Origin of the sequence: Sorangium sp. KYC3313 (assembly GCF_052075895.1) — a bacterium.
Classification (GTDB): Bacteria; Myxococcota_A; Polyangia; order Polyangiales; family Polyangiaceae; genus Sorangium; species Sorangium cellulosum_B.
The window spans coordinates 7,403,307-7,422,010 of the sequence record NZ_CP197255.1; the positions used below are offsets into that span (position 1 = coordinate 7,403,307).

The 18,704-nt window shown below is 72.6% G+C and carries 12 protein-coding genes; 9 read left to right on the forward strand and 3 right to left on the reverse strand.

Features of this window, described 5'->3' with window-relative positions; genetic code table 11:
• Positions 1-30 precede the first annotated feature (30 nt).
• On the reverse strand, positions 31-606 hold the full coding sequence (locus ACSRUE_RS28525; protein ID WP_441286352.1) for a prolyl hydroxylase family protein: 576 nt from the start codon (positions 604-606) through the stop codon (positions 31-33).
• Between the two features lie 123 nt (positions 607-729).
• On the opposite strand from ACSRUE_RS28525, the gene ACSRUE_RS28530 reads away from it, so the two are divergent.
• Both ACSRUE_RS28530 and traA read left to right on the forward strand, forming a co-directional pair.
• A complete protein-coding gene (locus tag ACSRUE_RS28530) occupies positions 730-3,537 on the forward strand; it encodes a helix-turn-helix domain-containing protein (RefSeq protein ID WP_441286353.1) in 2,808 nt (935 codons plus the stop codon).
• Positions 3,538-3,736: 199 nt separating this feature from the next.
• Entirely contained in the window at positions 3,737-5,035 is a 1,299-nt protein-coding gene (gene traA / locus ACSRUE_RS28535; protein WP_441286354.1) for an outer membrane exchange protein TraA family protein, read from the forward strand.
• 56 nt (positions 5,036-5,091) lie between these two features.
• Here the strand turns inward: traA and ACSRUE_RS28540 are convergent, their stop codons facing one another.
• A complete protein-coding gene (locus ACSRUE_RS28540; protein ID WP_441286355.1) occupies positions 5,092-5,580 on the reverse strand; it encodes a type II toxin-antitoxin system RatA family toxin in 489 nt (162 codons plus the stop codon).
• Between the two features lie 142 nt (positions 5,581-5,722).
• On the reverse strand, positions 5,723-6,841 hold the full coding sequence (locus ACSRUE_RS28545; protein WP_441286356.1) for a hypothetical protein: 1,119 nt from the start codon (positions 6,839-6,841) through the stop codon (positions 5,723-5,725).
• Positions 6,842-6,948: 107 nt separating this feature from the next.
• Here ACSRUE_RS28545 and ACSRUE_RS28550 point away from each other — a divergent pair, with 107 nt between their 5' ends.
• The 7 genes from ACSRUE_RS28550 to ACSRUE_RS28580 all read left to right on the forward strand — a co-directional run bounded on the left by ACSRUE_RS28550 (position 6,949) and on the right by ACSRUE_RS28580 (position 18,701).
• A complete protein-coding gene (locus ACSRUE_RS28550) occupies positions 6,949-7,269 on the forward strand; it encodes a hypothetical protein (protein WP_441286357.1) in 321 nt (106 codons plus the stop codon).
• 88 nt (positions 7,270-7,357) lie between these two features.
• A complete protein-coding gene (locus ACSRUE_RS28555; RefSeq protein WP_441286358.1) occupies positions 7,358-7,948 on the forward strand; it encodes a Uma2 family endonuclease in 591 nt (196 codons plus the stop codon).
• Between the two features lie 298 nt (positions 7,949-8,246).
• Complete coding sequence (locus tag ACSRUE_RS28560) at positions 8,247-12,326, forward strand: tetratricopeptide repeat protein (protein WP_441286359.1); 4,080 nt, start codon at positions 8,247-8,249, stop codon at positions 12,324-12,326.
• 13 nt (positions 12,327-12,339) lie between these two features.
• Positions 12,340-13,038, forward strand: a complete 699-nt coding sequence (locus ACSRUE_RS28565; protein ID WP_441286360.1) for an RNA polymerase sigma factor — start codon at positions 12,340-12,342, stop codon at positions 13,036-13,038.
• A 604-nt stretch (positions 13,039-13,642) separates the two neighbouring features.
• Complete coding sequence (locus tag ACSRUE_RS28570; RefSeq protein WP_441286361.1) at positions 13,643-14,530, forward strand: hypothetical protein; 888 nt, start codon at positions 13,643-13,645, stop codon at positions 14,528-14,530.
• Between the two features lie 335 nt (positions 14,531-14,865).
• On the forward strand, positions 14,866-16,374 hold the full coding sequence (locus tag ACSRUE_RS28575) for a metallophosphoesterase (protein ID WP_441286362.1): 1,509 nt from the start codon (positions 14,866-14,868) through the stop codon (positions 16,372-16,374).
• Between the two features lie 242 nt (positions 16,375-16,616).
• Positions 16,617-18,701 (forward strand): hypothetical protein, encoded by a 2,085-nt coding sequence (locus ACSRUE_RS28580; RefSeq protein WP_441286363.1) that lies wholly within the window; start codon positions 16,617-16,619, stop codon positions 18,699-18,701.
• The last annotated feature ends 3 nt before the right edge of the window (positions 18,702-18,704 follow it).

Here is an 18,704-nt window from a genome sequence, read left to right on the forward strand (position 1 = left end):
CCGAGCGCCGGCGCGCGCGCGGCGCCGGCGTCAGCCGCGCCGGTACATCACGTCGCTGCGGAGGACGTACTTGCTCCCCCGTGTCACGGCGGCGCCGCGGTGGAGCCGGCGGTGCTCGAACAGGAGCGCCATCCCGCGCCGCGGGGCGATGCTCCGGCCGCCCCAGAAATCGGTCGTGCCGCCCTCGAAGTCGTCGTTCAGGTAGATCATCGCGGTGAACAGGCTCCGCTCGCCGTCGGATCGCACGAACGACCCGTCTCCGTGCCAGTTGAAATATTCGCCCTTGGTATACCGATAGTAGCGGAAGCGCTCGTTCAGCCCGACGGCGCGGTGGAGGCCGAAGCTCGGCGGCATCCACGGCGCGAGCCGCTCCCAGAGGCTCGCGGCGAGGTCCGGATCGTCGAGGATGACGCGGCCGTTGTTGCGCACCTCGAGGTTGATGACCTCGGTGCCTCCGATCGGCGCCTGCTCGAAGCCTCGCGCCTCGGCGAGCGCGATGAAGCCCTCGCACTCCTCGGGCGACAGGACGTTCGTCACCGTGAAGATGCGGAGATCGTCGGTGTGGTCGGTGCACTGGGCGGTCCGTTCGGCGTGCGGGGTGCTCATGCGGGAAGCGTGGGTCCGGGCGGACCGGATCCGGAAGGGCGGGACCCGGGCAGGACCGGGCAGGACCGGGCAGCGCGGTGGACAGGAGAGCGCCGCATCGCCGATGATCGAGCGCTCGCACCGATGGCACGGGTCTCCAGGGCGGGCCGCGGCGCGGAGCCCGCGGTCCGCTTCAACCACACGCTCCTCCAGCGGGCGCGGCTCGATCTCGACCTGACGCAGGAGCAGGTCGCCGCGTCGATCGGCGTCGACGTGCGGACCTACCGCCGCTACGAGTCGGGCGCCGTCAACGATCCGCGGCTCGGCTTCTCGGTCCGGAGCCCGTCCCGGCGGCGCATCCTCGAGCGGCTCGGCGCCGAGCTCGGCCTCGCCGAGGCGGAGCTGCTCGTCGTCGAGGCCGAGGCCGAGGCCGCGCCGGCGGCGGATCCCGTCGCAGAGCGAGCGGGTGCGGCGAGCCAGGCCGCGGAGACGCCCGCCGGGGCGTGGCGCCCGCTGCACGCGCACACGCTCCAGCGAGCGCGGCACTTCGTCGGGCGCGCCGAGATCGTCGATCGGCTCGCCGCGTGGGCCGACGGTTCGCCGCCGTCCCCCCGGGTGATCGCGCTCCTCGGCGTCGGCGGCGCGGGAAAGACCGCGATCGCCGAGCGCTTCCTCCAGGGGCTCGGCGACGCCCCGCGGCCCGGCGGGGTGCTCGTCTGGAGCTTCTACGACGACCCCAGGACCGAGGCGTTCCTCGACCAGGCGGCGGCCTACTTCGCGCCGGGCGCGGGCGCCCCGGGCGCTGCGGCGCCGCGGCCGCCGGCCGCGCCCGGCGAGCAGCTCGCGCGGCTGAAGGAGGCGCTGGGGCAGGGGCCGCCGCACCTGCTCGTGCTCGACGGGCTCGAGACCGTGCAGGCCGAGGGGGGCGCAGGGCGCGCGCACGGCGAGCTCCACGACGCGCTCCTCCGGCGGTTGCTCTGCGCGATCGCGTCCGGGCTCGGCGGCGCGCGGGCGCTCGTCACGTCGCGCTTCGAGCTCGCGGATCTGTCTGCCTGGGCCGAGGGCGGGCTCGCGACGATCCGGCCGGAGCCGCTCTGCGAGGGCGACGCCGCGTCGCTCCTGCGCCGCTGGGGCATCCGCGGCGACGACGGCGCCCTCGGCGCGCTGTTCGAGACGACGGGCGGCCACGCGCTGTCGGTCGCCGTCCTCGGCTCCTACGTGGGCGCGTTCCTCGGCGGCGACGCGGGCCGCCTCTCCGCGGCGCGAGCGGCGCACCTCGCCGAGGCCGAGCAGGACGACGTCCTCGCCCGCCGCCTGAGCGCGGTGCTGTCGGCGTACGCGCGCGCGCTGCCGCCGGGCGAGCGGGACCTGCTCGCGCGCCTCTCGGTGTTCCCCGGCGGCGCGGGCGAGGGCGCGCTGCTCCAGCTGAGCCGGGCCGGCGGCGAGATCGCGGGCGCCATGGCGGGGTGGGGCGCCGCGGAGCTCGCGCGCGGGCTCGCCCGGCTGGAGCGGCTGGGGCTCGTGTTCGCGGCGCGCCCGGGCGAGCGCTGCTACTCGACGCACCCCTTCGTGCGGCAGCACTTCAAGTCGCTGCTCGGCGTGCCGCCGGAGCGCGTCCACGCCGCGGGGAGCGCCGCGCCGCCGCCGCGCCTCGACGAGGCGCCGCGCCGGGCGCCGCGGGAGCGCGAGGCGGTCGACGCGTACGAGGCCATCCTCACCGAGCTGCTCGGCGCCGGGCGGGCGGGCGAGGCGTACGACATCTACGCGCTCGCCCTCGGCGGCTTCGCGCACCTCGGGCTCAAGCTCGGCGACATGGCCCGCGGCGCCCGCATCCTGCGCGCGTTCGCCGGCGGCGACGACCCCCGCGGCATGCCGGCCTCGCTGCCCGCGCGGGTGCGCGCGTCGCTCGCGTACGACGCGGGGCTCTACGCGGGCGCGCTCGGGGATCTCGCGTTCGCCTGCGCCTGCTACGAGGCGCACAACGAGATCGCCGGGGCGCTCGCCGACCCGGCCCCGATCGCGACCGGCCTGCGCACGCTGGCGTACACGGAGCGGCTGCGGGGCGACCTGACCGCGGCGCGCCGCCTGCTCGAGCGGTCGGCGGAGCTCGCCGGCGGCGCCGCGGGGAGCGCCCGTCGCGCCGCGGCCCACGTGGACCAAGTCCACGCCGTGCGCGTGCTGGCGCTGCTCGCCGCGGTGCTGCACGACCTCGGCGAGGTCGGCGCGGCGGGCGAGCGCTTCGCGCGCCTGCGGGCGCTGGGCGACGCGCCGGTGGCGCGCCGCGCGCTCTGGGAGGCGGAGCACGCGCTCGCGCTCGGGCGCCGCGACGAGGCGCGCGAGGCCACGGCGCGGAACATCGCCGAGTGCAGGCGGAGGGGCTGGGAGGGGCACGTCGCGCACGGCCACACGCTGCTCGGCCTCGCGCTGCTCGAGGGGGGCGACGGCGGAGACGGCGATGTCGCGTCGGCCGGCGACGTCGCGTCGGCCGAGGCGCACCTCGTCGAGGCGCGCCGCTGGGCTGCCGCGACGGGCGAGGTGGAGGTCGCGCTGCGGTGCCACGAGCTCGCGGCGCGGATCGCGCTCGCCGCTGGCCGGCTCGACGACGGCGCGCGGCAGGCGCTGGAGGGGCTGCACGTCGCGGAGGCGTGCGGGTTCGGCCCGTTCCGCGCCCGGCTCGCGGTCGTCGCCGCGCGGTGCGCGCTCGTGCGCGGCGCGGGGGCGGCGGCGTCCGCGACGGCGCTCGCCGACTCGGCGATCGCGTGGGCGGGCGAGGACGCGTGGGCGAGGGCGGACGCGCTGCACTGGGCGGGCGTGGCGCGCGCGGCGGCGGCGCGCGGCGAGGAGCGCGCGCGAGGGCGGGAGCTGCTCGCCGAGGCGGCGGCGCTGCGGGCGCGCCTGCGCCACCCCGGGGCCGGAGCGTCGCGGGAGGCGCTCGCGCGGCTAGGCGGATGAGGGCGTGGCCCGCTGCGCGCGCGCCGGCGACGAACGGAGCGCCGCGGGCGGACATTCAGCTGCTCGCCGTCGGGATCGTGCCCGCGAAGGGGATTTCCGGGCTCCGCGTTACGCGCGCGGGATAACGTGGCGTGCCGTGCATCGCGGGTCCCATGCGAGCGGCCGCGCCGTTGCGCTGTTTTCCTTGCGAGGAGCGATTATGTTCCACCGACGTCCCAAGCTGACGATCTCTTTCGTGCTCGCCCTCTCCACGGCGCTGGGAGCACCGGGCTCCGCGAACGCCGAGCCAGTGATCCTCGAAGGAGGTCCTGTAGCGCCGCTCCCCGCCGAGGGAGGAACGGGCCTGTGCGGCGCGCAAAGGTCATCGTCCGAGCCAGATGTCGACTTCTGGGTTCCGGCGAGCGACAGGGCGGGCTTCATCGAGAAGATGAACACGTTCTTCGACGCGGGGCAGGAAGAACTCGTGAGCTCCGTGGTGCGCACACCGCTCGATCTCTCGAACAGGTACGACGCCGGGAGCGCGGCGAGCTTCGGCGACTTTCTGGACGCTGTCTCCGACTGCCCGGCAGGAGGGTGCGACTTCGTCGCGAACGAGCCCGACGTGGCGTTCGGCATGCGCCTGCGCGGCTACCTGGCCGTGCCGCCCGACTACGTCGAGCAGCCGGTCCACTTTGGCATTTACGCCGACGACGCCGTGGCCCTCGTGATCTACGACTCGGCGCAGGCCGCCTATCCGGTGCTGGTGCAGCCACCCGCGCTCGGCGCACCCAGCTGGCGAATGACGAATACCGTCACGTTCGCCGAGGAGGGCCTGTACCCCGTCGAGATCCTCTATGCCGCGATCGCCGAGCATTCAGAGCTCGAGGTGTCGCTTCTGGTAGGCGAGTTCGAGGATTTTCAGCTCAAGGCCGGCGAGACCGGCAGCACGAACCTCGCCGCGTCCAGCTTCACGCTCCTCGAGCCGGCGGCGTTCCATCGGAGCGTGGCGGGCGACGCCTCCGCGTCGGACGAGGACGCCTGTGCGCAGTGCGGCCGCGAGTTCAGCGGCCAGAGCGGAAACACCGGCTGCGAGTCGGGCTCCTACTGCAACGACGCCGCGCTGTGCGCGCCGTGCGTCGTCGACGCCTTCTGCGGGCCTTCGTGCAACCCGTGCAGCGCGGCGGCGCCGCGCTGCGCCCTCGTGGAGGGGACGCCGGCGTGCGTCGTGTGCGTGAGCGATGCGGACTGCGATGACGGCGAGGTCTGCGACCTCGATGCGCACGCCTGCGTGGCGCCGCCCGGCCCCGACGCGGGCGCCGGCGGGACCGGCGCGGGTGGGGGCGGCGGGGGTGGCGGGGGCGGCGCGGCGTCCGAGCCAGACGCGGAGGACGACGACGGCGGCTGCGGGTGCCGGGTCGGCGGTGAGGGGCGGCAGGGCGGCGGGCTCGCCTTCGCGCTCGCGGGGCTCGGGCTCGCGCTCGCGGGCGCTCGTCGCCGGACGCGCGCGGCCTCGCGGTGAGCGGGTCCACGGAGCGCGGATCGCGCTGAGCTCCCGCGGCGCGGCGTCGCCGCGCGTCAGACGGCTGCCGGGCCGCGCCTCGGCAGCCGCTGCAGGATGTCCGTCGTCTCGGCGCTCTGCTTGAGCCCGGCGAGGCGCTGCTCGATCTCGCGCTTCAGCACGGCCGCCATCACCGGCTCCAGCACCGGGGCGAGGGCCTGCGGGCGCGCGGTGAAGTTGTAGCGGAACGTGACGCGGGTCCGCCGCGGCGACAGCGCCTTGAAGAGCCACGCGCCCGAGAACTGGCGGAAGATCCGCGGCCCCTCGACCATGGTGATGGCCACCTGCTCCGGCGGGTTCAGGGTGATGTAACGCGCCTCCATGGACAGCCCGTTCTTCGCCCGCACCCACACCCGCACGCCGACCGCGGGCTCGGCCGCGCCGTCGCGGTAGCGCATCTCGCGGAGGAACGGGTCCCACTCGAGCCGGAGATCGTGGTCCTGGGACAGCGCGAAGAGCTCGTCCGAGGCGGCGTCGATCTCGGCGGTGCTCTGGATCGTGGGCATCGCGCTCAGGATAAGGCCGCGGGGATCGCGATGAGGAGAGCGATAGCGAAGGCCCGTCGCGATGGCCGGGTCCGGCGGCGGGTCGTGCGGCCGAGGTGAGCTGCGCGGCCACGAGGGGGAGCTCGCGCGTGCGGCGGCGCGCCTAGGCCGCGAGCGCGAGCTCCGAGAGCTCCGCGAGCTCTGCGCTCGGCGTCAGCCACCGCGAGGCCTGTGAGATGACCCCTTGGATCAGGCTGGACGCCTTCGGCTGCTGAAGGCTTTCGCCCGGCGCTCGGCCGATGTCGCTGCTCAGGAGGGCTTCGCGGAGAGTGCTCTCGATGATGGCCGTCAGCATCTGCGGCTGTGTTGTCAGGAGCTCGATGAGGGGTCTTGCCGCCTCGATGTGCTTGCCGATGTCCTCGGAGATGATCGAGCGCCGCTGCGCTCCGATCTCCGCGGCCCAGCGAGCTCGCTTGCCGTGAACCTCGGCGGCCTCCTCACCCGCGTAGAATGCGGCCAGGAACGCAGCCAGGGACGCCATCATGAAGCCTAGATAGACGACGCCGTCCGAGGCCTCGCGGTTCAGCTCCTGATAGGTCCTGTCCAGCTCGGCCTCGGCCTCCTTGCGCGTCGCTGCGGAGCCGGGATAGGCGATGGACTGGGCGGTCACGAGGAGCAGGTAAGCCCGGAGGAGCGGGTTGTCCGGGCACAGCCGGTGTGCCCGTCGCACGGCCCGGCCGAGATCGTCGAAGCGGCGCTCATCGAGCGCTGCCCTGGCATCGACGAGATGGAACGTCGACTCGCCGGGGAAGCGTTGAAGGAGCGTATCGAGCTCGGCGCGCGCGCGCGGCCGGTCGGTTTCGGCGATCTCCTCCCATCGGAACCGGGATGAGGTCAGCACGGGCGCTCGCTTCAGGACCTCCGTGAGATCCTGCCGCGCGGCGAAGTACAGACGATCGAGCCGATCCCGGTGCGCGTCTGCGGTCTCCTGAGGCACGGCCGCGCTGGCCTCCTCCACCTCGCGGAAGGCGCGCGCTGCCTCCACGACGTCGAAGCCCATGACCAGGCATGCGCACCGTTCGACCGCTGCCCTCAGGCGGGTCTCGGGCTCGACATCCTCCAGGAGCGAGAGCGCGCGTCTCTCGATGTCGGCCGCCTCGTGAAACAGCACGGCTGCCTCGAAGCGGCTCTCTTCGTCTCCGTAGGCCAGCAGCGAGTTGGCCCTGAGCTTCCGCTTACCCCCGGAGGCCAGCAAGGCGAGGTACCCATCGTGCATTTTCATGGCTTCACCTGGTAGAGCTCGCTGGGTAGACCGCTCGATCTCGGTACCGGCCGTGTCAGACACGGCGACAGGGTAACACGGTGGCACGCCCTCGGGCAGGACGGCCCATGAAGCCTCAGAGCTCGCGGGGATTTGAGCTCGTATCCGCGGAGCGCGGGCCGACCCACTGCGCCAGCTCCTGTTACTCGCTCGGGATGCGGATGTCCGCGTTCGTGCTCGTGGACCGCGCCGTGGCGGGCTGCGTGCGCGAGCCGGTCCAGGCGCCGGCTGGCCCTTACGCCGCGCCACCCGCTGCCGTCGCGCCCCCGGCTCCGCAGCAGCCCCAGGGCCGCGCGTCGGCGGCGGCCGCGGCGGCTTACGCCGTGATCGAGGCGTACCGGGATCATCAGGAGGAGCAGCAGCCGCGGCGGGCCACGCAGCCGAAGTGAGCGCGCGGGAGGCGATGAACTGCCCTCGGAGGAGACTCACAGCTTCGTTGGCTCGTGGAGGAGCCCGCGTGGCATACTCGCCTCGACCATGAACGAGCCGGCGCGCAAGCTTTGGACATACGCCGAGTATCTCGAGCAGGAGCGCGCGAGCCCGACGAAGCACGAGTTCCTGAACGGCGAGATCGTCGCGATGGCCGGCGGGACGCCGGAGCACGCGCGCCTGTGTGCGAGCGTTGGCGCCGAGCTCGGGGCGCAGCTCCGCGGGCGGCCTTGCGCGGTCTACTCCGCCGATCTGCGCGTCCGGGTCCAGGCGACCGGGCTCTCCACGTACGCTGACGTCAGCGTCGTTTGCGGGAGGCTCGAGTGTGATCTCGAGGACAAGGACGCCGCGCTCAACCCGATCGTCCTGGTCGAGGTCCTCTCCGACAGCACGGAGGCGTACGACCGAGGCGAGAAATTCGCGCACTACCGGCGGATCCGCTCGCTCCAGGAGTACGTGCTCGTCTCGCAGCGCGAGCAGCGCATCGAGGTGTTTCACCGCAACGAGGACGACTCGTGGACGCTCCGGGAGGCCCGCGCTGGAGAGGGCGCGCGCCTTGAGGCGACCGGGGGCGCGCTGTCGGTGGACGAGGTTTACCGGGACCCGTTCTCCCAGGTCGCGACGGCGGCAGAGGCGTGACTCCGTCGTAGTGGTGATGAGCTCCCAGCAATCGGCTGGATGAGCGGTCTGCTCCGAACGTCGTTGCGCCGCAGGCCGACGGTGAGGCCGGCGTCGAGGACCTGAGCCTCGTCGCGGGCGTGGGGCCGTCTCCAGGTACGCCCGCGTCCAGCAGCGGGGAGCCACGGCGCTCGATCCAGAAACGTGCGGGCAGCTGTAACGCCCGCGCCTGCTCACGGGATGAGCCGGTGGACTCGACGAAAGGACCCTGATGACCGCGCCCCTGGCCTCCCGAACCTCGCCACGTACGATGCCTCACATGGCTGCACCGCTGCTCGCGATGATCGACCTCCGGCTGGATTCGGGGGGCGACGTGATCCTGAGCTGGACCGAGGCGCCTGGCGCCAGCAACAAGATCCTCCGCTGCGACGAGATCGCGCACATCCGGCGCCTGGCCGACGCGGTGAGCCTCGCGGAGGCTTTCGAGCAGAGCGCCGCGATCGTCAGCACCCGCACGGCCCTGAGTGCTGCCCTGTTCGAGCTGCTGGACGGCCCCGAGCGTGCGCTCGCGCAGCGCATCGCGAAGGCGGAGGCCGAGCGCCGCCGGCTCGATCTCGTCGTGCGTGCGCGGAGCGACAACCGCGGCGCGCTGCGCGCGCACCCCGCCACGTGGATGCGGTGGGAGCTGCTGCCGTTCGCGGCGGCGCGCCGCCGCGGCGCGCCGCCGCTCACGGTCGTGCTGCAGCTCGGGCCCCGGGACCTCAGCGCGCCGTACCTGCTGGAGACCGGCGGCCTGCGCATCCTGTTCATGGCGTTCTCTCCTCACGACGCGCCGCCGGAGCTCGACTTCGAGCGGGAAGAGGAGGAGCTGCTCGCCGCGATCGCACCCATGGCCGAGCGCCGCCGCGCCCGCCTTCGTGTCGTCGAGGAGGGCACGCTGGACGATCTCCGCGCGGCGCTGCTCGTCGAGCGCTTCGACGTCGTGCACCTGAGCGGCCACGGGGTGCTGACGCCCGACGGACCACGGCTCGTCATGGAGGACGCGTTCGGCGGTAAGCGCCTCGTCTCGCCGGCGGAGCTCATCGACGTGCTGGAGCGCGCGAAGTCGATGCCGGAGCTCGTGATGGTGTCGTGTTGCCACAGCGCCGAGGTCCGTGGATCGGTCTCGAGCTTCGCGGCGGAGCTCGTGGCCGCGGGCGTGCCCAACGTGCTCGGCTGGACACGGCCGGTCCGCGACGATCTCGCCACGCTGGCCGCGTCGTCGCTGTTCGAGCAGCTCGCCGCCGGCAAGACCCCGGTTGAAGCAGCGCAGGTCGCGCACGACCGGATGCGGCGCACCGAGGAGGGGGCACCCGCGCCTTCGCATGCCTGGGGGACCCTGCACCTCATCAGCGGATCGGCGGTTGGCTTCCGTATCGACGACGGCGCTGCGCCGCTCAGCGAGCGCGTCGATCGCGACGAGATCTATAAGTTCCTGGGCAGCCAGATGCGCGTGCTCAAGACGGGCTTCGTGGGCCGGCGACGGCTCGTGCAGCGGCTGCTCCGCGTGCTCCTGCGCGGGCAAGACGTGCAGAAGAGCGAGGCGCGCGACGTGGCAGGCGCGTGTGTCTTCGGGATGAAGGGCGTCGGCAAGTCGTGCGCGGTGGGCCGGACGATCGAACGCGCCAAGCAGCACACGCCGGAGCTCGGCGTGGTGGTCCTGCATGGCGCGATCGACGAGCGCGGTGTGCTCGAGGCGTTCAAGGAGGCCATTGCCGTTGGAGACGAGACCGCCGAGAAGCTCCTCGCCCGCGCCGACGAGAGCGTGTTGCAGCGCGTGCGGCGCCTGATGGAGCACTGGCGCAGGCGTCTTCTCGTGATCGTGCTCGATGATTTCGAGCAGAACCTCGAGCGAAGCACAGGCGGTCCCTGGCTCGTGAAGCCCGATGCGGCCGCGCTGCTCGAGGCGCTCCTGCCCACCTGCGCCACCGGCAAGCCGAAGCTCTTGATCACGTCGACGGCCGAGTTTCGGGTCCCGGCGGCGAACGACCGGGCGCTCGCCTTCATGCCGCTCGGCGCGCTCGACAGCGCAGCCGTGAGAAAGCTATGGATGCGGGGGCAGGCGTCGAACGAGCTCGCGAGCGTTTCGCTCAAGAGCTGGCACGACCTCGCCGAGCGGCTGGGTCGCAATGCGCGTGTCCTCGCGTGGGCGCGTGCGCTGCTCGCGGGCAAGACGGACGAGGAGCTCGCCGCCGTGGCTGCCAGCGCGTCGGCGAAGCTGCCGGTCTGGGCGCCGGGCGATGAGGCGAGCGAGGAGAAGCACACCGAGTTGGCGCAGATGTTCTTGCGCCACATGGCCTACGAGCAGGCCAAGGCGGCATTCGGTGAGCCGGCACTCGAGTTCGTGAGGCGGGCGCGGGTCTTCGAGGCCGCGGTGCCGAGGGAGGCGTTCTCGGCGCTGACAGAGGGGCTCGCCGTCGATATCGACCGGGACCTGGACGTGCTGGCGAGCTGGGGGCTGCTGGAGGCCGGTGACCTCGACGGCGCGCGGGCATACCGGGTGAGCCCGCTCGTCGAGCCGCGGTTCGAGGTGGCCGACGCGGCGCGGTGGCACGAAGCGGCGGCCGAGGCCTGGGAGACGCTGGCCGAGAAGGCGGCGTCCGGCGCGGTGTGGATCGAGCGCACCGAGGCGGCGTGGGAGCATGCGCTGCGCGGCGGGAATGTTGCACGCGCGGAGCGGCTCGCGCGCCGCATCCATGCAGCGCTCCACAATGCTGGTCTCTACGCCCACAACCTCCGGCTGGCCGAGCGCCATGCGGAGGCGGTGCCGGAGTCACCGTTCGGGCATCAGTGGCTCGGCTACGCCGAGTTCAAGGCGGGCCGGCCACCGTCTCGCGCTGCGGAGCGTATTCGGCGAGGTCATGCGCTCCTGGTCCGAGTGCATGGCACGGAGGAACACCCCTCGGTGGCCGCGTCGCTGCACACGCTGGGCAGCGTGCTGATGGCGCAGGGCGACCTCGCAGGAGCGCGAAGGGCGCAGGAGCGCTCACTGGCGATCGATGCCAAGGTACACGGCACGGAGGAGCACCCCTCGGTGGCCGGGCCGCTGCACGAGCTGGGCGGCGTGCTGATGGTACAGGGCGACCTCGCAGGAGCGCGAAAGGCGCTGGAGCGCTCGCTGGCGATCGATGCCAAGGTACACGGCACGGAGGAGCACGCCGAGGCGGCCGCGTCGCTGCACACGCTGGGCAGCGTGCTGATGGCACAGGGCGACCTTACAGGAGCGCGAAAGGCGCTGGAGCGCTCGCTGGCGATCAAGGCCAAGGTGTATGGCACGGAGGAGCACCCCGAGATGGCCGCGTCGCTGCACGCGCTAGGCGGCCTGCTGATGGCGCAGGGCGACCCCGCAGGAGCGCGAAAGGCGCTGGAGCGCTCGCTGGCGATCAAGGCCAAGGTGTATGGCACGGAGGAGCACCTCGATGTGGCCGCGTCGCTGCATGAGCTAGGCGGCGTGCTGATGGCGCAGGGCGACCCCGCAGGAGCGCGAAAGGCGCTGGAGCGCTCGCTGGCGATCAAGGCCAAGGTGCATGGCACGGAGGAGCACGCCGAGGTGGCCGCGTCGCTGCACACGCTGGGCAGCGTGCTGATGGCACAGGGCGACCTTACAGGAGCGCGAAAGGCGCTGGAGCGCTCGCTGGCGATCAAGGCCAAGGTGCATGGCACGGAGGAGCACCCCGACGTGGCCGCGTCGCTGCACGCGCTGGGCGGCGTGCTCAGGGCGCAGGGCGACCCCGCAGGAGCGCGAAAGGCGCTGGAGCGCTCGCTAGCGATCGATGCCAAGGTGTACGGCACGGAGGAGCACCCCGACGTGGCCGCGTCGCTGCACGAGCTGAGCGGCGTGCTCAGGGCGCAGGGCGACCTCGCAGGAGCGCGAAAGGCGCTGAAGCGCTCGCTGGCGATCAAGGCCAAGGTGCATGGCACGGAGGAGCACCCCTCGGTGGCCGCGTCGCTGCACGCGTTGGGCGGCGTGCTCAGGGCGCAGGGCGACCCTGCAGGAGCGCGAAAGGCGCTGGAGCGCTCGCTGGCGATCATGGCCAAGGTGCATGGCACGGAGGAGCACCCCTCGGTGGCCGCGTCACTGCGCGCGCTGGGTGGCGTGCTGGCGGCGGAGGGAGAGCTCGAGCAGGCAGCGGCGCACTATCGCCGCGTCCTGGACATCGAGAAGAAGTGCTTCGGTACGCTCGACCAGTACCACTCGGCCGAGACCAAGGTGGCGCTCGCGATATTGCTCTTTCGCCTCGGTCAGCAGGATGAGGCTGGCGATCTCCTTAGACACGCCCTCCCGATCCTCGCCGAGCAGGTACCGAGCCACCCCATCCTGCAGCGGTTCCGCGCCCTGATGCAGGACCAGCCAGGCTAACCTCTTTCCACCCGTGCCTCTCGCCGACCTCCTCGCCCGCGCTGCCATGCTCGCGGCCCCTTCCGACGCGACCGATCTCGCCCCGCTGCGCGCGTTCCTCTTCGGGCGCCTGCGCGCGTCGGGTTGGGCACCCACCGGCGCCCTGCGTGGCCGTCCTCCTGGCCTCGCCGACAGCGACGAGGCCCTGCTCGTCGCCTTCGTCCGGGGCGACGCCGCGGCTTTCGACGCCCTCTTCGATCGCCACGCCGCCCGGCTCAACGGCTACGTGCGACGGCGGCTGCGACTCGAGCCCGCCGACGCCGCCGACGCCGTGCAGGAAGCCTTTCTCGTCCTTTTCCAAAAGGCAGAGGCCGTGCTCGCCCACGAGCCCGTCAACGTCCCCGGCTTCCTCTTCGGCACTTTGCGCAACAAGGCGGTGCGGGTCCTGGCCGCACGCTCGTGCGAGGCAGCCGAGGGCCCGCCAGACGCCCAAGAGCTGTCCCTCGACGAGGACGGCCTCACCGCGCTGCTCCGGCGTGAAACCGCGGAGAGGCTGGTCTCGCTTCTGGAGCGCACGTGCAATCCGCTGGAGCAGGAGGTCGTCATCATGGGCCTCGACGATCGTGACGGCCCCGAGATCGCTCTCGCTCTCGGCATCACCCCGAACCACGTGCGCCAGCTCCGCCACCGCGCCCTCCGCAAGCTGCGCGAGGCGCTCTCTCAGGTGTCATGATCCCGTCGCCCTATCCGGCGCCGCCCGCCTGCACCGACCCGCAGCTCGGCGCGCAGGCGACCCAGGCCCTTGGACTGCCCCCGCCTGCCGCCGTCGCCGCGCACCTTGCTGTCTGCCCCGCCTGTCGCCTCCAGCGTGCCGGCTTTGACGCCCACGCCGTCTCGCCCACGCCGGCCCTCCGCGCCCACCTGCGCCGGCTCGCGTTGCGCCGGACTCCTGCGCCGTAGCGCTCCCGCTGCTCATCTCGGACGCCGGACGGCGCGTCGGCGGAGGAGACGTGGGCGGCTTCACCCCGGCAGCGCCGTGCCGGGTGACACCACGTGGGTTCCGTCGCCTGCAGCAGGGCCTGCGGAATGACACGACGTGTGTCCCACCGTTTACAGATCTGCCTGCGAAATGACACTACGTGTGTCCAACCGTTTACAGATCTGCCTGCGAAATGACACTATGTGACCACAGGCAGACCCGTCCGGGGCTCCGTGGCCACGGGGGCGCCTCGCCTCGCAGCCCCATCCCCCTAACGTCGAGATCCTGCGCTCCTCAGAGCACACATCCGGCGCTGCTGTGACCTACCGTCGCGCTCGCCTGGACGTAGGTTCCCAAGATGGCCAAAGCCAAGACCCAACAAGCACACACCGGGAAGGCGCCCACGGCGACTCCCACGGCAAAAACAACCTACCACGCCTGCTACGAGCGCTTTGCCCCAGAGGCCGCGGCGCTCCCGGACCGCGACGTCGAGGTCTGTCGGGCGGATGTGCGGATCGCCTTCGCCAACGTGAAGCGCGGCGTCCAGGCCGCCTGCGCGGATCCAGCCCAGATCCGGAAGGCGCTGCCCGAGCTGCCGCTCGACGACGTGCTCGCGCTTCCGGACCTCGGCCGGGCCCTGGTCTTCGCCGCCACGCGCGTCACGGCGAAGCCGGCCAGCTCCGGTGAGATCGAGGCCAAGCTGAAGGTCGTGATCGAGCTGCGCGAGCCGATGCTCACGCTCGCCGAGACCCTGGCCAAGCGGGGGCTCCTGCCGAAGGACGTCGTGGCGGAGATCCGGGCCGGCAGCGGCAAGTACGACCTCGCCAGCGACGGGATGGCGCTGGCCCACCTCTACGAGGAGCACGCGGTCGCGCTCCGCGGAAAGCACCCGTTCTGCCAGGAGGAGTTCGAGCAGCTGCGGGAAGCGAGCGAGTGGCTGCTCGACACCCTCACCCCCGAGGGGGCCCGCCGGCCCGCGGCAAAGCAGCGCGGCGAGGCCGAGGCGATGCGCGACCGGCTCTGGACCCTCCTGGTCCGTCGCTACGCCGACCTCCGGAAGATCGGGTATTACTTCCACGGCGACGCGTTCGAAGAGGTGACCCCGAAGCTCCTGTCGCGCGTGTCGAGCACCGCTGTCCGCGACGTGAGCGAAGAGGTCGAGGCAGAAGCGGGCGGCGGCGAGGACGCGGGCGAGGACGGCAACCACGGCGCCGTCTCGCAACCCGCCGTCGCGGCGTCGCCGTGAGCGGCGCGCAGCCTACCGCGCCGCGCGCGGCCGAAAGCGCGCGTGCGGCGCGGCGCGGCGCGGAACACCAAAACGGGTCCTGACAGCCCGCCTCACGAACGGGCGTTGACGAGCTCGTCGTTACCGCACCGCCCTGTGCGAGTGACGGCCCGCGGGCGCTCGCGCACCCCGCGCGCCGGCGAGCCGGCGGGCGAGGCGCTGCCGGCCGCGCCGTCCGCTCGCCCGGCGCTCGCCCTCCTGCGCATCGTCGCTCGCGGCACGCGGCTTGCGACGCACGCGGGGTGGGGGACGCGGCCGCCGCTCATGGCGGGATCGCTCCACCCTGGAGCAGGGCAATGGATGGCGCAGCCAGGGATATCTTCGTCATCAGCGATCTGCACATCGGTGACGGCGGCGCGCGCGACAACTTCGAGGCAGGCAGGAAGACGTCGCAGCTGCGTGCATTCCTCGACCACGTGGGCAGCGAGGGGGGCGAGCTCTTCATCCTCGGCGACCTCTTCGAGCTCTGGCAGATGAACCTCAGCCTCCTGTTCGTGAAGCGGCGGGCGCTCCTCGACCAGCTCGCCGCGCTGAGGCTCGTCTACGTGCCCGGCAACCACGACGTCGATCTCGTGCACTTCATCGAGACGGACCTCCTCAATCACCCCTTCTTCGCGTGCATGCGCGCGCCGTTCACCCGGGAGCTCGGCGGCAAGCGGTTCCACTTCTGCCACGGGCACGAGACCGATCCGTTCAACGCCGGGGACGAACCCGGCTTCGGCCGCATGTTCTCCATCCTCGCCGGCGTCGCCGAGGACGAGAACGGCTCTCCTCACCTCAAGGGCGGCGAGAGCGTGGAGGACGTCCTCGAGAAATTCGGCGACTCGATACTGACGATCTGGAAACGCACCGTGGCGACGATGAGCCAGCGCGCAACGGAGAGGGACCCGTCCCCCAGCGGGGCATTGACGCCGGCGCAGAACCCGGACCGGCTCGGCGAGCACGTGGTCGGGGTCCGCGCGGAGCTCGACACGGGCGCATACGACGTGGCTGTCCTCGGGCACACCCACAAGGCAGGATCCATCGGTGACTGGTATTTCAACAGCGGTTCATGGGCCGGGCCTCTCAACTCGTTCCTTCGCATCTCTCCGGACGGACATGTCCGCTATCTGGAGTGGAAAGACGGTCGCGCCGTCGAGCGCGGGATGCCCCTCGTGCTCCCGGATGCGAAGCCCGATCGCGCACGCTCGGCGACGAAGAGCCCGGTCGCCGCGGCCCTCTCCGCCGCGAGGACGATCTTCCCGAAGCCGACACGTCCGGAGCGCTCCCGATGGATCCTCATCGCGCAAGGCGCCCTCGCGCTCTCCGTGGGCGCCGGCGCGCTGACGATCTCCGTCGGTCAGGGGTCCTCCGCGGGGTGGCGCCTGCTCGTCTCGGCCTTCGCTGCCTACGCGCTCGTCGATGGCGCCCTGTCGCTCGTCGGCGCGCTGCGGGAGCCGCCGATCCGACGCCTCCTCTCCCGCGTGCGCGGCGTGGTGAGCCTCCTCCTCGGCCTCGTCGTGCTCCGTCACGGTCACGTGGTCGAGATGTTCGTGGTCCTCGTGGGGTTCTTTGCGTTCATCTCCGGCGCGCTGCGCGTCGCGGCGTCGATCGTGCTCAAGGGAATGGTGGAGTCGAGGTGGCTCTTCGTCGTGGGCGCTGGCTCGACGCTCGCCGGCCTCGTCCTGCTGCTCTTGCCCGCGTCGGCGGTGCCGCTCAAGTTCGTGCTGTCCGGCTATCTCTGTTACTACGGGGCAGGGGAGCTCCTGGCCGGCGTCTTCGGGCAGCGGCTGCCCAGGGCGGCGGGCGTCCGTCCGCCCGCATGAGGCCGCTCCCGCGCCGCTGGACAACGCTCCTTTACCTACCCGCGCGTAGAATCACCCCCTCTCCGGGCGTCCTTGATCTACGCTCCTGCGCGTCTGGCAGTCCGGCGGCCGATCGCGCGGGGAGGCGTTCTCGCGGCGCGACCAGGGCGCCGGGCGCTCTCGCGGCGCGGCCTCCGCGCTCTCGTGGGCCTCCCGGCCGTCTCGCGCGCCTCGCAGGGCAAGGGCCCCTCGGAGCTCCAGCCATGAAGATCCCCGTCTCGATCCCGCCGTCCCGCCGCGCCCCGCTCGCCGCCCTCGCCGGGCTCGCCGCCCTCGCCGCGGGCGCAGCCTGCTCGGCTCCGCACCCCCCTCCGCCGGCCGAGCCGCCGCCGGCCGCGCCACCTGCGCCCACGCCCACCCAGGCCGCGCCCCAGGCCCCGCGCTTCGATCGGATCCCCCGGCTCGAGCTCAACCGCATCGCCGTGGAGCTCGATCTCCCGCTGTTCTGGATCGCCGACCGCAACGGCTCGGGCGCCGTCGACCCCGACGAGATCTCCGCCCTCTGGTATCACACCCCGGCGCCGGCCTGGGTCGCCACCGGGGCCTTCACCCCGGCGTTCACGTCGGCGTATGCCGCGATGACCCAGGTCAAGGCCGAGGGCCACCTGCGCGCTGGCCTCGACGAGGCCGAGGTGCGCCGCCGCGATGCCGTCCTCGCGGAGCTCGCGGCCGGCCGCCCCTCGCTCCTCCGGTCCGACTTCCGCGGCGCGCCCGCCGAGGATCGCGCCATCGTCGGCCACCTGCTCAGGGTGGCCGAGCTCATCGAGCAGATCCACGCGAAGCAGCTCGGCTCCGCCGGCATGGCCGACGAGATCCCGGCCGACGACCCCGCCAGCCGGGCGCTGTTCTGGCGCAACCAGGGGCCCTGGTGCCAGCAACCGAGGACGCGCGACGATCCAAACTGCAGCGCGCTGCCGAGCAGGCCGCCCCGCGTCACCGGCGTCTATCCGGCGCGCCTCCAGCAGGACAAGAAGTTCTGCGCCGCGCTCGAGGCGCGCCCGGATCAGAAGGCGCTCCTCTCTCCCTTCGCCGTCGTGGTCGAGGAGCGCGGCGCCCTCAAGGCCGTGCCTTACAGCGAGGCCTACAAGCCCGAGATGGAGGCGGTGAGCCGGGAGCTCAAGGCGGCGGCCGAGGCGATCCAGAGCCCGAGCGAGGCCGCCTTCAAGGCCTACCTGCTCGCGGCGTCGCAGGCGTTCCTCGACAACCGCTGGGAGGCCGCGGACGAGCCCTGGGCGAAGATGAACGCCGAGAACTCGGCGTGGTACCTGCGCGTGGGGCCGGACGAGACCTACTGGGAGCCGTGCAGCCGCAAGGCGGGCTTTCACGTGAGCTTCGCGCGGATCAACCAGGAGTCGCTGACCTGGCAGAAGAAGCTCGATCCGGTGAAGTCCGACATGGAGACGGCGTTCGCGGGCCTCGCGGGCGCGCCGTACAGGGCGCGCAGGGTCGCTTTCCACCTGCCCGACTTCATCGACGTCCTCTTGAACGCCGGCGAGTCGCGCGCCGCGACCGGCGGGACGTCAGGGCAGAGCCTGCCGAACTGGGGGCCGGTCGCGACCGAAGGCCGCGGCCGCACCGTGGTCATGGTGAACCTCCTGCAGGACGACGACAGCCGCGCCGCCCTCCGGGAGGTCGCCGCGTCGCTCCTCTGCAAGACCACGATGGAGAGCGTGTCCCTCGAGCGCCCCGTGGCCGCGCTCGGGACGGTGCTGCACGAGGCGGCCCACAACCTGGGCCCGGCGCAGGGCTACAAGGTGCAGGGCAAGACCGACGACGAGCTCTTCGGCGGGCCGCTCGCCGTGATGCTCGAGGAGCTCAAGGCCCAGACCGGCGCGCTCTTCTTCACCGGCTGGCTCGCGCAGAAGGGCGTCCTCGACCCGGCGCTCGCCCGCATGTCCGAGGTGAGGGACGTGATCTGGGCGCTCGGGCAGACGGGGCAGGGCATGTACACCGCGGGCGGCGAGCCGCGGCCGTACGGTCACCTCGCCGCGATCCAGCTCGGCAGCCTGCTCGACGCGGGGGCGATCGGCTTTCACCGCGGCGAGATCGCGGCGAACGGCGCGGACAAGGGGTGCTTCTCGATCCAGTCGGACAAGCTGCCCGCCGCGGCGGAGGCGCTCGCGAGGACGGTGCTCGGGATCAAGGCGCGCGGCGACAAGGCCGGCGCGCTGCGCCTCCGCGAGACGTACGTCGAGAAGGCCGGCGCCTGGAAGGCGCTCCGCGGCGTGATCGAGGAGCGCATGCAGCGCATGCCGCTCGGCAGCGTCGTCTACGCGATCGAGCTGTAGGGC